16 protein-coding genes are annotated in these 13,254 nt (G+C 39.9%); 14 read left to right on the forward strand and 2 right to left on the reverse strand.

Annotation, left to right across the window (positions count from 1 at the left end):
• The first annotated feature begins 452 nt into the window (after positions 1–452).
• Positions 453–1,406 carry a 23S rRNA pseudouridine(955/2504/2580) synthase RluC gene (gene rluC, locus M997_RS08095; protein WP_064719608.1) on the forward strand — a complete coding sequence of 318 codons (954 nt, stop codon included), beginning with the start codon at positions 453–455 and terminating at the stop codon, positions 1,404–1,406.
• 89 nt (positions 1,407–1,495) lie between these two features.
• Here the strand turns inward: rluC and M997_RS08100 are convergent, their stop codons facing one another.
• Together M997_RS08100 and M997_RS08105 are read right to left on the reverse strand one after the other, a co-directional pair.
• Entirely contained in the window at positions 1,496–1,819 is a 324-nt protein-coding gene (locus tag M997_RS08100; protein WP_064719609.1) for a lipoprotein, read from the reverse strand.
• Positions 1,820–1,866: 47 nt separating this feature from the next.
• Positions 1,867–2,466 (reverse strand): Maf family protein, encoded by a 600-nt coding sequence (locus tag M997_RS08105; protein WP_064719610.1) that lies wholly within the window; start codon positions 2,464–2,466, stop codon positions 1,867–1,869.
• Positions 2,467–2,607: 141 nt separating this feature from the next.
• Between M997_RS08105 and yceD the strand changes: the two genes are divergently transcribed.
• From yceD to M997_RS08170, 13 genes are all read left to right on the forward strand, one after another.
• Positions 2,608–3,141, forward strand: a complete 534-nt coding sequence (gene yceD / locus M997_RS08110) for a 23S rRNA accumulation protein YceD (RefSeq protein WP_064719611.1) — start codon at positions 2,608–2,610, stop codon at positions 3,139–3,141.
• Between the two features lie 5 nt (positions 3,142–3,146).
• Positions 3,147–3,317 carry a 50S ribosomal protein L32 gene (gene rpmF / locus M997_RS08115; RefSeq protein ID WP_064719612.1) on the forward strand — a complete coding sequence of 57 codons (171 nt, stop codon included), beginning with the start codon at positions 3,147–3,149 and terminating at the stop codon, positions 3,315–3,317.
• A 24-nt stretch (positions 3,318–3,341) separates the two neighbouring features.
• A complete protein-coding gene (plsX, locus tag M997_RS08120) occupies positions 3,342–4,379 on the forward strand; it encodes a phosphate acyltransferase PlsX (protein ID WP_074379344.1) in 1,038 nt (345 codons plus the stop codon).
• Positions 4,380–4,383: 4 nt separating this feature from the next.
• A complete protein-coding gene (locus M997_RS08125; protein ID WP_064719614.1) occupies positions 4,384–5,337 on the forward strand; it encodes a beta-ketoacyl-ACP synthase III in 954 nt (317 codons plus the stop codon).
• A 19-nt stretch (positions 5,338–5,356) separates the two neighbouring features.
• Positions 5,357–6,289 (forward strand): ACP S-malonyltransferase, encoded by a 933-nt coding sequence (gene fabD / locus M997_RS08130; protein WP_064719615.1) that lies wholly within the window; start codon positions 5,357–5,359, stop codon positions 6,287–6,289.
• An 8-nt stretch (positions 6,290–6,297) separates the two neighbouring features.
• Entirely contained in the window at positions 6,298–7,032 is a 735-nt protein-coding gene (gene fabG / locus M997_RS08135) for a 3-oxoacyl-ACP reductase FabG (RefSeq protein WP_064719616.1), read from the forward strand.
• 158 nt (positions 7,033–7,190) lie between these two features.
• Positions 7,191–7,427, forward strand: a complete 237-nt coding sequence (gene acpP / locus M997_RS08140; RefSeq protein WP_004247087.1) for an acyl carrier protein — start codon at positions 7,191–7,193, stop codon at positions 7,425–7,427.
• A 74-nt stretch (positions 7,428–7,501) separates the two neighbouring features.
• Positions 7,502–8,743 carry a beta-ketoacyl-ACP synthase II gene (fabF, locus tag M997_RS08145; RefSeq protein WP_064719617.1) on the forward strand — a complete coding sequence of 414 codons (1,242 nt, stop codon included), beginning with the start codon at positions 7,502–7,504 and terminating at the stop codon, positions 8,741–8,743.
• 129 nt (positions 8,744–8,872) lie between these two features.
• Complete coding sequence (gene pabC, locus M997_RS08150; protein ID WP_064719618.1) at positions 8,873–9,703, forward strand: aminodeoxychorismate lyase; 831 nt, start codon at positions 8,873–8,875, stop codon at positions 9,701–9,703.
• Positions 9,704–9,720: 17 nt separating this feature from the next.
• The gene (gene mltG, locus M997_RS08155; protein WP_064719619.1) at positions 9,721–10,743 is read left to right on the forward strand and encodes an endolytic transglycosylase MltG; all 1,023 of its coding nucleotides are present in this window, start codon (positions 9,721–9,723) and stop codon (positions 10,741–10,743) included.
• Between the two features lie 2 nt (positions 10,744–10,745).
• Entirely contained in the window at positions 10,746–11,393 is a 648-nt protein-coding gene (tmk, locus tag M997_RS08160; RefSeq protein WP_064719620.1) for a dTMP kinase, read from the forward strand.
• Positions 11,390–12,373 (forward strand): DNA polymerase III subunit delta', encoded by a 984-nt coding sequence (gene holB, locus M997_RS08165; RefSeq protein ID WP_064719621.1) that lies wholly within the window; start codon positions 11,390–11,392, stop codon positions 12,371–12,373. Before tmk ends, holB begins: the two co-directional genes overlap by 4 nt.
• A gap of 65 nt (positions 12,374–12,438) precedes the next feature.
• The gene (locus M997_RS08170) at positions 12,439–13,224 is read left to right on the forward strand and encodes a metal-dependent hydrolase (RefSeq protein WP_064719622.1); all 786 of its coding nucleotides are present in this window, start codon (positions 12,439–12,441) and stop codon (positions 13,222–13,224) included.
• Positions 13,225–13,254 lie beyond the last annotated feature (30 nt).

A 13,254-nucleotide genomic window follows, 5' to 3' on the forward strand; every position in this document is an offset into this window, starting at 1 on the left:
GTGTCTTTTACAAAGGCGCCAACCTCACGGTTGTCGATTGTATAGAGATGCAATATGTCGGTGAGTCTGATTTTCAGTTCTAAAATTCAGCACTCTTTAATTGAAACGTACTGTTCCAACTCAGTAAGCGATGTATTTGTGGCATACTAAATTGTTTGATATTCGACTATGTCTTACGCCATTGCTGCATTTTGAATATCAAACAAACAAAATTTTCATAAATATACCTGATAAACATAATCAGGAGACTCTGCATTATTCCATTGGTGTTAGGGTTATAGCAAGATGACTTTTCCGCTTTGGTGACTTTTTCTGTATAAATATGAGAGATTAGCTAATGTTTCGTCTTTTTCCCATTAATCAGGTTAAAATAGAAGACAGAATTGATGTTATTTTGTGCACCATTAAGTTATTTGTTATTTTTATTTTAAGAGAGTCCAAGAATCGCCACTATGAAATCATTTAATCAAGTTCAGTTCGTCACCATTGATGGCGATGAAGCAGGCCAGCGTATCGACAATTTTTTACTGGCACGCTTAAAAGGTGTACCAAAAAGTATGATTTACCGAATTATTCGTAAAGGCGAGGTTCGGGCAAATAAAGGGCGGATTAAACCTGAATATAAACTCAATGCTGGGGATATTATTCGTATTCCGCCGGTTAGAGTATCTGAAAAAGAAGAAATTGCGGTTTCACCAAAGTTAGGTAAGGTTGCTGCATTAACTGAGTGTATTCTTTATGAAGATGAGCACCTTATGCTTATCAATAAACCTTCAGGCACGGCAGTGCATGGCGGAAGTGGATTAAGTTTTGGTGTTATTGAAGGATTACGTGCATTGCGTCCTGAGGCGAGATTTTTAGAACTTGTGCATCGTCTTGATAGAGATACATCGGGTGTGTTGTTAATCGCGAAAAAACGTTCTGCGTTACGTGCGCTGCATGAGCAATTACGTTTAAAACAGATGCAAAAAGATTATTTGGCGCTAGTGAGAGGTGAATGGCAGTCTCATACTAAAGTTATTCAAGCACCGCTATTAAAAAATATTTTGCAAAGTGGTGAGCGAGTGGTGAAAGTGAGTAGTGAAGGGAAGCCTTCCGAAACCCGTTTTAAAATAGAAGAGCGCTTTGAATTTGCAACTTTAGTAAAAGCGAGTCCAGTTACGGGTAGAACGCATCAAATCCGTGTTCATGCATTACATGCAGGTCATCCTATTGCTTTTGATGACCGCTATGGTGATCGCGAGTTTGATGCTCAATTAGCATCAACAAAGTTAAATCGTCTATTTTTACACGCAAGCTCACTGACTTTTACGCATCCATCTACGGGTGAGCAAATGCGAATTGAAGCGCCAATGGATAACAAATTACGTCAATGTTTATTGATGTTACGTAAAACCAAATCTTAAATTTAGATATTGCGAATAAAATAACATGCGCCCAAAATCTGGGCGCATGTGTCAAATAATATGTTTTAGTTCAATGGGTTAAGCGAGATTTAGCTTTCTAAGTTTGTCATGCATTGTTCAACAATCGCATCAATATTCCACTCTTTAGGCACACCTTTATTCGAGTCTTTTCTCATTTCAGTATCAACACGAATAAATTCTGCAATTCCACGCTCTTTGATAATGTTGGTATAAGTACAACCACAAACTTCTGTGATTTTAGGAATTAATGTTTGATCAGAAATTCCAGATCCTAAAACACAACTATTAACAAAGTTTTTTTGAAATTCTGAGGTGTCTTCTTTTTCATCAGAACAACCAGAAAGGCCGGTGGCGAGAATAAGAGCGGCTAACACAGAGATTAATTTATTCATGATAAGTTTTATCGCTACAAAAATTTAAAAAAATAAGATGATCAAAGTTATTTCTGATTATCTGTAAAAAGTAAGGGGTTTATTCCTTGCGAAAGTAACATTTTATTCAACTGGATAAGAGGCAATCCAATTAAAGAATTAGGGTCGTCACCCACCAATTTATCAAATAGTGTAATCCCTAAACCCTCAGATTTAAAACTCCCAGCGCAATAAAAAGGCATTTCTTTATTTAAATAGCCGATAATTTCATCATCAGTTAAGCAGCGAAAATAAACTTGGAATAATTCGCAATGCGTTTGATGTTGTAACGTCAGACTATTATATAGCGTTAATCCGGTATAAAAAGAGACACATTGACCCGATGCTTGTTTTAATTGCGTAAAGGCATTATCAAAATTAAGTGGCTTACCAGTGATATTTTTATTAAGTACACAGACTTGATCAGAGCCAATAATTAAGTGATGAGGAAATTTTACTTGTAAAGCGCTAGCTTTTTCATAGGATAAGCGGGTGACAAGATCTTGTGCGCACTCTGTGGGCTTAGGTGTTTCGTCAACCTCTGGAGATGCCTGTATAAAGGGTATTCCAAGCTTTTTCAGCAACTGAGCTCGAAAGGGTGAAGTAGACGCAAGAATGAGTGGCAACATATTTTTTTTAAAATCCGTAGCAAAATGATGCCTGACATTCTAAACTATGCGCCGCTGATAAAGCGAATTTTGGTGGAAAGGTGTAGATAACCCGCCTTTTTCTTTGACTATATTCCATTACAAAGATAATATGCGCGCCTTATGCAAAAGGTAAAATTACCCCTGACCATTGATGCGCTGCGAACAGCCCAGAAGAAATTAGACTATAACGGTCATTATTCTCCTGAGCAGGTTAGCCGCGTAGCTGAATCGGTGGTCAGTGTGAACAGTGATATTGATGTGACTTTATCTTTCGATATTGACCATCAACGTTTGGCAGTTATTAAAGGACATTCCGATGTGGATGTGACTTTAGAGTGTCAACGTTGTGGCGGTCATTATCCGTACCATGTTCACTCAACATATTGTTTTAGCCCTGTTGTCAGTGATGAGCGGGCTGAGGCATTACCGGAAGAGTATGAGCCAGTCGACGTAGACGAATTTGGTGAAATAAATTTGCTGGCAATGATTGAAGATGAAATAATCCTCAACTTGCCGGTGGTTCCGGTACATGATTTTGAACACTGTGAAGTGTCCGACGCGGAACAGGTTTTCGGTGAACTCCCTGAGGAATTATCAGAGAAACCGAATCCATTTGCCGTATTAGCCAGTTTAAAGAAAAGTACTAAGGAGTAAGGTCAATGGCCGTACAACAAAACAAACCAACTCGTTCTAAACGTGGTATGCGTCGTTCTCATGACGCGCTGACAGCAACTCAAGTTTCTGTTGACAAAACTACTGGTGAAACTCACCTGCGTCACCATGTAACTGCTGACGGTTACTACCGTGGCCGCAAGGTTATCAACAAGTAATTAGCTTTATAGCTCGTTGATACCTTGACAAATCTAACCATAGCGTTAGATGCGATGGGCGGGGACTTCGGTCCTCGTATCACAGTGCCTGCTTGTTTGCGGGCGCTGGCATCTAATCCTCATTTAAAAATATTGCTGGTAGGTCAACCAGATTCAATATCTCCTTTGCTTGCAAATCAAAATGCCGAGCTAATCTCCCGTTTACAAATTATACCCGCTGAACATATTGTCGCCAATGATGCTAAACCTTCACAAGCCATTAGAGCAAGTAAAGGCACCTCAATGCGAGTGGCACTTGATCTGGTAAAAACAGGAGACGCACAGGCGTGTGTGAGCGCAGGTAATACCGGTGTGTTGATGGGTTTAGCAAAACTTCGTCTTAGTTCTATTGATGGAATTGAACGACCTGCTTTAGTTTCTGTATTACCTAATCAGAAAAAAAGTAAGACAGTTGTTCTTGATTTAGGGGCTAACGTCAACTGTGATAGCAAAATGTTGGTGCAATTTGCAGTGATGGGCGCAGTAATGGCCGAAGAAATAGCAGGAATTGATTCACCAAAAGTTGCGCTTTTGAATGTTGGTGAAGAAGAGAGTAAGGGATTAGATAATATCCGCGAAGCCGCCACTGCACTTAAGGCGACACCTAATATTAACTATATTGGTTATGTTGAAGGTAATGAATTACTGACAGGCAAAACCGATGTTTTGGTGTGTGACGGCTTCGCAGGTAATGTCTCCCTTAAAACGATGGAAGGTGTTATCCGAGTTTTCCTTTCATTGATTAAATCTTCTACTACCGAAAATAAAAAAACGTCGTGGTGGATGAAATTATTGAAGAAGTGGTTACAAAAGCGGCTAATTAAGCGTTTTGGACACATGAACCCCGACCAGTATAACGGTGCTTCTCTGTTAGGATTACGCGGTATCGTCATTAAGAGCCATGGTGGCGCAAATGAAAACGCGTTTACAGCAGCAATAGAACAGGCTGTTCAAGCGGTAGAGCGTCAGATCCCAGAACGGATCGCCTCACGCTTGAAGACAGTATTACCCAAGAGTGATTGACAGAATGTATACAAAAATCTTAGGTACTGGTAGTTTCTTGCCTGTACAAGTGCGGACTAATGCCGATTTAGAAAAAATGGTTGATACCTCTGATGAGTGGATTGTCAGCAGAACAGGTATTCATGAACGTCGAATTGCAACAGAAGAAGAAACCGTTGCAGTCATGGGCGCAGGTGCGGCTGAAAATGCATTAGAAATGGCTGGCATTAATAAACAAGATATCGGATTAATTATTGTTGCAACCACATCCGGTTCTCATGCGTTTCCAAGTGCGGCGTGCCAAATACAAAATGCGTTAGGTATTGCAGATTGTGTCGCATTTGATGTTGCCGCTGCTTGCTCAGGTTTTGTTTATGCATTGAGTATTGCAGATCAATTTATTAAGACTGGCTCTGTAAAACACGCGTTAGTTATTGGTGCTGATAGATTATCACACGCATTAGATCCTAATGATCGTGGCACTATTATTTTATTTGGCGACGCTGCCGGTGCCGTAGTTGTTGGCGCATCACAAGAGCCGGGTATCGTCTCTACACATTTACATTCTGATGGGCGTTTTGGTGAGCTATTAGCACTGCCTTATCAGGATAGAGAAAACCAAGATGCTTCTGCTTATGTCACTATGGCAGGCAATGAAGTATTTAAAGTCGCAGTTCGTGAACTTGCCCACATTGTGGATGAGACACTAGAAAAAAATAATATTGATAAATCTGAACTGGACTGGTTAGTGCCTCATCAGGCAAATTTAAGAATTATTTCAGCAACAGCGAAAAAGCTGGATATGACAATGGATAAAGTTGTGGTGACATTAGATCGCCACGGTAATACGTCAGCAGCATCCGTTCCTACAGCGTTAGATGAAGCTGTAAGAGATAATCGCATTCAACGCGGTCAGTTAATTTTGCTGGAAGCATTTGGTGGCGGTTTTACTTGGGGCTCTGCACTTATCCGTTTTTAATATTATCAGGAAAATAAACATGACTGATTTTGCAATGATCTTCCCTGGACAGGGATCTCAAGCTATCGGAATGCTAGCAGAACTTGCTGAGCAATATCCTGTAGTGACAGAAACATTTGCTCAAGCTTCTGATGTATTGGGTTATTCTCTTTGGGATTTAGTACAGAATGGTCCTGAAGAAGAGTTAAACAAGACATGGAAGACACAGCCTGCATTATTAGCAGCATCGGTTGCAATATGGCGTGTATGGCAAGAAAAACAAGGCAAAATGCCACAACTGATGGCGGGTCACAGTCTTGGTGAATATTCTGCATTAGTGTGTGCTGGTGTTATTGATTTCGCCGCGGCAATTAAACTAGTAGAATTACGCGGTCAATTAATGCAAGAAGCTGTACCCGCAGGTACAGGTGCCATGTATGCCATTATTGGTCTAGACAATGATGCTATTGCAAAAGCATGTGAAGCAGCAGCACAAGGACAAGTCGTTTCGCCAGTTAACTTTAATTCACCAGGCCAAGTGGTTATCGCAGGTAATAAAGAAGCAGTAGAACGTGCGGGTGTTTTATGTAAAGAAGCCGGTGCTAAACGCGCATTGCCTCTCGCAGTGAGTGTGCCTTCGCATTGTGCGTTAATGGCACCAGCGGCAGAGAAACTGGCTATCGCATTGCAAGAAATTGAATTTAAACAACCTGAAATTCAAGTTGTTAATAACGTTGATGTGAAAGCACAAACAGATGCAAATGCTATTCGTGATGCATTAGTTCGCCAGTTATATAACCCAGTGCGCTGGACTGAAACGGTTGAACTTATCGCGGATAAAGGCATCACTCAACTATTAGAAATGGGGCCGGGTAAAGTATTAACCGGTTTAACCAAACGCATTTCTAAAGAAATGAACGCTGTAGCGGTTAATGATATTGCTTCATTAAACGCTGCATTAGGAAATGACTGAGGGAACTCATGGGATTTGACGGAAAAATAGCACTAGTTACTGGCGCAAGCCGTGGTATTGGCCGTGCGATAGCAGAAGATTTAGTTGCACGTGGCGCAACAGTAATTGGTACAGCAACGAGTGAAAACGGTGCGCAGGCTATCTCTGAATATTTAGCCGATAAGGGTAAAGGTTTTGTGTTAAATGTCACAGAAAACGACTCTATCGAAAAATTTTTAGCTGATGTGCGTGCTGAATTTGGCGAAATTGATATTTTAGTCAATAATGCAGGTATTACTCGTGATAACCTGTTGATGCGCATGAAAGACGATGAGTGGCAAGATATCATCGACACAAATCTTTCATCAGTCTTCCGTCTGTCTAAAGCAGTTATGCGTGCTATGATGAAAAAACGTTATGGCCGTATAATTACCATTGGTTCTGTTGTAGGAACTATGGGTAATGCGGGACAGGCAAACTACGCGGCGGCAAAAGCGGGTGTGATTGGTTTTAGTAAATCATTAGCACGCGAAGTTGCTTCCCGAGGCATTACGGTAAATGTTGTTGCTCCAGGTTTTATTGAAACTGATATGACTAAAGCATTAACAGACGACCAAAGAGCGGGTATTTTATCTCAAGTTCCTGCTAACCGTTTAGGTGATGCCAAAGAGATTGCCAGTGCTGTAGCTTTCTTAGCTTCTGATGAAGCAAGCTATATCACAGGTGAAACATTACATGTCAATGGCGGCATGTATATGATCTAATTATGGGGACGTCTTTATATTTGCTTTTTGCGTACAATATAATGCAAAATATAGCGAATAAAGTAGTCCACACAGTCGGGATTGGTTAGCATCTTTTCCTGTATTTATAAACTAAGAAAATCATCGCGCAAGCGAGTTTTGATAGGAAATTTAATAGTATGAGCACTATCGACGAACGCGTTAAGAAAATCATTGTTGAACAACTGGGTGTTAAAGAGGAAGAAGTTGTAAATTCGGCTTCATTTGTTGATGACTTAGGCGCTGATTCTCTTGACACAGTTGAGCTGGTAATGGCTCTGGAAGAAGAATTCGATATCGAAATCCCAGACGAAGAAGCAGAAAAAATTACTACAGTTCAAGCTGCAATTGATTACGTTGAGAACGCAGGTAAATAAGTCTGCTACTCTAGGCGGTCACTCGACCGCCTATATTTTTTTACCCTAACTATTTCCCTCCTTGGAGGATAAGCGTGTCTAAGCGTCGTGTAGTTGTGACCGGAATAGGCATGTTATCTCCTGTCGGTAATAACGCAGAAGCTTCTTGGGAAGCTGTATGTGGCGGACAGAGTGGTATCAGCCTTATCGAAGATTTTGACACCAGTCATCATGCGACCAAATTCGCTGGATTGGTAAAAGATTTCAATCATGAAGATTATAATCTTTCGCGTAAAGATGCGCGTAAGATGGATCTCTTTATTCAGTATGGTATTGCTGCGGGTGTTCAAGCCTTTGCAGATTCAGGTCTTGAAGTAACAGAAGCCAATGCAAGTCGTATCGGAGCTGCGATTGGTTCTGGTATTGGTGGCTTAGGCCTTATCGAAGACAACCATACGTCTATGACGAATGGTGGCCCTCGTAAAATTAGCCCATTCTTTGTGCCTTCAACCATCATTAATATGGTTGCAGGACATTTAAGTATTATTTACGGCTTACGTGGCCCAACTATCTCTATTGCAACTGCATGTACATCGGGTGTTCATAATATTGGACATGCTGCACGTATTATTGCTTATGGCGATGCAGATGTTATGTTGGCGGGTGGTGCTGAAAAAGCAACAACACCATTAGGCCTTGGCGGATTTGGTGCAGTACGCGCATTATCAACCCGTAATGATAATCCACAAGCGGCTAGCCGCCCGTGGGATACTGATCGTGACGGTTTCGTTCTTGGTGATGGAGCAGGTGTTCTGGTGCTAGAAGAATATGAACACGCCAAAAACCGTGGTGCTAAAATTTATGCTGAAATCGTTGGATTTGGTATGAGCAGCGATGCTTACCATATGACTTCACCAGCAGAAAATGGCGCTGGTGCAGCATTAGCAATGGAAAATGCATTAAATGATGCAGGTATTTCCGCTGCTAACGTTGGGTATATCAACGCACACGGTACATCAACTAATGCTGGTGATATTGCTGAAGCACAAGCTGTAGAAGCTGTGTTTGGTAAGGGTACTGATGTATTAGTTAGTTCAACAAAATCCATGACAGGTCACTTATTAGGTGCTGCTGGAGCGGTTGAATCAATCTTTACTATCCTTGCTCTGCGTGATCAAATTGCGCCTCCAACAATTAATCTTGATAATCAAGATGAAAATTGTCGTCTTGATTTTGTTCCACATAAAGCACGTAAAGTTGAGAATATGGAGTATGCTCTGTGTAACTCATTTGGCTTTGGTGGTACAAATGGTTCAGTTCTATTTAAACGCGTATAACCGACGTATTTATCAATAGCTGATCAGACTGAAGGCCCAGATAACTCTGGGTCTTTTATTTTGTCCTTTTGCAGCCAGTTGCTTTATTATGTGCAAATGAATATCAATGAGATAAAGGCAGAATATCCGATGTATTGGGTTAATGGGCAACAACAGAACACTGTCGATGCCAGTGATCGCGCAGTGCAATTTGGTGATGGCTGTTTTACAACACTTCTTGTTGAAAATAATCAACCCATTATGCTATCTGCCCATATTGAAAGGCTAAAACAAGGTTGTGAGGCACTTTTTTTACCGTTTCCAGATTGGAACTGGTTAAAAAACCACATTATAGATATTGCTACTACTATCGAAACATCCAAAGGTGTTATCAAAGTTATTATCAGTCGTGGTATAGGTGGCCGTGGTTATTCATCTAAAGGATTTATAACACCCACGATTATCACTTCAAATTCACTTTATCCTTCTCATTATCTTAATCAGCAACTGTCGGGTGTTTTATTGGGTATGAGTCCTATCTTATTGGGCAAAAACTCAATGTTAGCCGGCATTAAACATCTGAATCGTTTAGAACAAATTTTGATAAAACATCATTTAGAAACTACAAAATTTGACGATGTATTAGTGTGTGATAATGAGGGCTATTTAATTGAAGCCAATGCCTCTAATCTTTTTTGGCGAAAAGGTGATTCAATTTTCACACCAAACCTTACAGCGTCTGGGGTTAATGGCATTATGCGCCAACAAATTTTGCAATTTGCTAAGCAACGTACTTGGGATATTCATGTGGTGAAAGAAAAACCACAAACACTTTTTGATGCAGATGAAGTTTGGTTAACAAATGCATTAATGCCAATCATACCCGTTGCACAGATCGAATTTTCGGATGATAAGCGCTATCAATATCCTAGCCGAGATTATTATGATGTTGTTTTACAATGCTGTTTATCACTTAAATAAATTTTGATGAGTCGTGAATGAAGATAAAAAAGATTATTTGGATTGTTTTTTTTGCCTTATTAATTAGCGCAGGCGCAGCCGCTTTGTATGTAATGCAAAATATCCGAGGATTAGAATCAAATGTTGTTGTGAAGCAAGATGAAACATTGCTTACAGTGCCTGCGGGTACAGGACGTATCGCAATGGAACAGTTATTGATAAAAAATAACTTACTAAAAGAAGATGACTATTTTCAGATCTTGCTAAAAGTAAAACCGGAATTAGCCCAATTTAAAGCAGGAACATATCGACTGACAAAAGGCATGACGTTACGCGATGTTTTATTGTTGATTAAAAGCGGTAAAGAGGCGCAATTTACCATTCGTTTTATTGAAGGAAGTCGACTCAGTGATTGGCAGCCTATTTTTGAACAAGCCACTGAACTTAACGCTATCGCACATACTATGGATAGCGATAAATTACGCGAAGCTATTGGTATTAAACCTGAAATAAGTAATCTAGAAGGGTGGTTTGCACCTGATACATATCATTACACCGCCGGTACGACAGACATCGCAATTTTAAAACGCGCTTATCAACAAATGGAAAAAACATTAGAAGAAGAGTGGATTAAACGCGATAGTGATTTACCGTATAAATCTGCTTATGAAATGCTAATTATGGCGTCGATCATTGAAAAAGAAACCGCAATTGATGCCGAAAGAACTAAAGTGGCTTCTGTTTTTGTAAATCGATTAAAAATAAAAATGCGATTACAAACAGACCCTACAGTGATCTATGGATTGGGTGATAAATATCGCGGAACCATCTATCGTAGTGATTTAAATGGTTATACCCCTTACAATACTTATCAAATTGATGGATTACCACCAACACCTATTGCAATGCCAAGTGTTGCATCAATTAAAGCAGCCGCTCACCCAGCAGATACACGTTATCTCTATTTTGTTGCAGATGGTACAGGTGGGCATAAATTCTCTACCTCATTAAATGAACACAATAAAGCGGTCGCGCAATATCGACGCTTACAACAAAGATAATTATGAATAACAGCAAATTTATCGTGATTGAAGGGTTAGAAGGCGCAGGAAAAACGAGCGCTATTCAAACTGTTGTTGAAACATTAAAACAGCAAGGAATAACCAATCTGGCTTTTACCAGAGAACCCGGTGGTACGCCTCTTGCAGAAAAATTACGCGAGCTTATAAAGCAAGGCATTGAAGGCGAGAAAGTAACAGATAAAGCTGAGTTATTAATGCTTTATGCCGCTAGAGTTCAGCTAATTGAAAATGTGATCAAACCCGCGTTAGCCGATGGGAAATGGGTTATTGGTGATCGCCATGATTTGTCATCACAAGCTTATCAAGGTGGTGGGCGAGGTTTAGATAAAAACTTAATGCTTTCGCTACGTAATACAGTTTTAGGTGATTTTCGCCCTGATTTAACTTTGTATTTAGATCTTGATCCGGTAATTGGTCTTGCAAGAGCAAGGGCAAGAGGTGAATTAGATAGAATAGAAAAAGAATCTATGGACTTTTTCTATCGTACTCGCGAGCGTTATCAATCACTCGCTAAAGAAGATGCATCAATTATAACTATTGATGCCTCACAAACGATAGATAAAGTACAAGCCGATATTCGCCAAACACTTACTACTTGGTTAATTGAGCAGGAAAATAACGCATTATGAATTGGTATCCTTGGTTAAATCAGGCATATCGACAACTCATTAGCATGTATCAAGAGGGGCGTGGGCACCATGCTCTTTTGCTACAGGCATCAGAAGGAATGGGAGCCGAGGCACTCTCTTATGGTTTAAGTCGTTGGTTAATGTGCCAGAATAAACAGGGATTAAAAAGTTGTAATGAGTGCCATAGTTGTCATCTTATGTTGGCTCAAACGCATCCTGACTGGCATATCTTACAATGCGAAAAAGGTAAGGCCTCTATTGGTATTGAAACTGTGAGAAAAATAACCGAAAAGCTAGAGCATCATGCTCAACAAGGTGGATCACGGGTTGTTTGGATCAAAGAAACTCAAGCATTAACTGAAGCTGCGGCTAATGCGCTATTAAAAACATTAGAAGAACCGCCTAAAAATACCTATTTTTTACTTGATTGTCAGCAGCCAGAATCGTTATTAGCCACGTTGCGTAGCCGTTGTTTCCATTATCACTTGGCTGCACCAGCTATTAATCATGCTGGACATTGGTTGCAGCAACAGCTTCCAAATATTCCATATAGCAATATTATTACTGCGATAAATTTATCTCAGGGTGCGCCTGTTTTGGCATTGAGATTACTTAAAGAAGAGTGGCAGGAAAGAGACAATTTTTGCCAAGGATTATTGAATGGTTTACAACAACGTAATCTCTATGCTTTTTTACCACAGCTAAATCAAGATAACGTAGATCGCCGTTTGTATTGGTTGTTGTCGTTACTACTTGATGCATTGAAACTGCAATCAAATGCGCAGACTTATTGTGTTAATCAAGACCAACAGCCGTTGATTATTGCGTTATCTCAATTACCTTCAGATGTTTTATTATCGGTTATTGATGGATGGAAACAATGTCGTTACCAATTAATGTCTATACCATCATTAAACAGAGAGTTATTACTAGCAGAGCAATTGCTAGTTTGGGAAAATCAGTTAGTTACACAGCATTAATTGTGATCTTAGCTGTAATAAAATAAATAGATTAATTAGCACGACTAAATAAATGAGAGTACGTTATGTTTTTAGTTGATTCACACTGCCATCTCGACAGCTTAGATTATGAAAAACTGCATAAAAATATTGATGATGTTGTTGAAAAAGCACAACAACGCGATGTTCAGTATATGTTGGCAGTTGCAACAACACTTTCTGGCTTTAAGAATATGCGCGAACTTATTGGTAAACGCGACAATATTGCATTTTCTTGTGGTATACATCCGCTTAATCTTGATGAAGGGCATGATGTTGAAGAATTAGCGCGTTTGGCTGCTGAACCTGACGTTGTTGCATTAGGTGAAACAGGATTAGATTACTACTATCAACAAGAAAATGCTGAACTACAAAGAGAAATCTTCCGTGAGCATATTCGCATTGGTAGACAAGTGAATAAGCCGGTTATTGTACATACTCGCAGCGCTCGTGAAGATACGTTGGCTATTATGAAGGAAGAGAAAGTACAAGATTGTGGTGGCGTATTACACTGTTTTACCGAAGACAAAGAAACAGCTATCGCGTTGCTTGATTTAGGAATGTATATCTCATTTTCAGGTATTGTTACCTTTAGAAATGCCGAGCAAATAAGAGAAGCTGCACGCATTGTGCCTCTGGATAGGATCTTAATTGAGACAGATTCCCCTTATTTAGCCCCAGTACCACACAGAGGCAAAGAAAATCAACCGGCGTATGTACGTGATGTTGCAGAATATATGGCGGTATTGAAAGGTGTGAGTGTTGAAGAGTTAGCCCAACAGACGACACGTAACTTTGCTAAACTTTTTCATATTCAAAATTTAGCTGACTAATAAATTGGTTTAGAAACTAAAATTAATAAT

This window comes from Proteus hauseri ATCC 700826 (genome assembly GCF_001654965.1).
GTDB lineage: Bacteria > Pseudomonadota > Gammaproteobacteria > Enterobacterales > Enterobacteriaceae > Proteus > Proteus hauseri.

What these genes read in the sequence shown, in the direction of transcription:
- tmk (WP_064719620.1), top strand. Translation starts at nt 10,746, where the DNA reads ATGAATAACAGCAAATTTATCGTGATTGAAGGGTTAGAAGGCGCAGGA.
- holB (WP_064719621.1), top strand. Translation starts at nt 11,390, where the DNA reads ATGAATTGGTATCCTTGGTTAAATCAGGCATATCGACAACTCATTAGC.
- M997_RS08125 (WP_064719614.1), top strand. Translation starts at nt 4,384, where the DNA reads ATGTATACAAAAATCTTAGGTACTGGTAGTTTCTTGCCTGTACAAGTG.
- rluC (WP_064719608.1), top strand. Translation starts at nt 453, where the DNA reads ATGAAATCATTTAATCAAGTTCAGTTCGTCACCATTGATGGCGATGAA.
- mltG (WP_064719619.1), top strand. Translation starts at nt 9,721, where the DNA reads ATGAAGATAAAAAAGATTATTTGGATTGTTTTTTTTGCCTTATTAATT.
- pabC (WP_064719618.1), top strand. Translation starts at nt 8,873, where the DNA reads ATGTATTGGGTTAATGGGCAACAACAGAACACTGTCGATGCCAGTGAT.
- fabD (WP_064719615.1), top strand. Translation starts at nt 5,357, where the DNA reads ATGACTGATTTTGCAATGATCTTCCCTGGACAGGGATCTCAAGCTATC.
- M997_RS08100 (WP_064719609.1), bottom strand. Translation starts at nt 1,819, where the DNA reads ATGAATAAATTAATCTCTGTGTTAGCCGCTCTTATTCTCGCCACCGGC.
- rpmF (WP_064719612.1), top strand. Translation starts at nt 3,147, where the DNA reads ATGGCCGTACAACAAAACAAACCAACTCGTTCTAAACGTGGTATGCGT.
- fabG (WP_064719616.1), top strand. Translation starts at nt 6,298, where the DNA reads ATGGGATTTGACGGAAAAATAGCACTAGTTACTGGCGCAAGCCGTGGT.
- M997_RS08170 (WP_064719622.1), top strand. Translation starts at nt 12,439, where the DNA reads ATGTTTTTAGTTGATTCACACTGCCATCTCGACAGCTTAGATTATGAA.
- M997_RS08105 (WP_064719610.1), bottom strand. Translation starts at nt 2,466, where the DNA reads ATGTTGCCACTCATTCTTGCGTCTACTTCACCCTTTCGAGCTCAGTTG.
- yceD (WP_064719611.1), top strand. Translation starts at nt 2,608, where the DNA reads ATGCAAAAGGTAAAATTACCCCTGACCATTGATGCGCTGCGAACAGCC.
- acpP (WP_004247087.1), top strand. Translation starts at nt 7,191, where the DNA reads ATGAGCACTATCGACGAACGCGTTAAGAAAATCATTGTTGAACAACTG.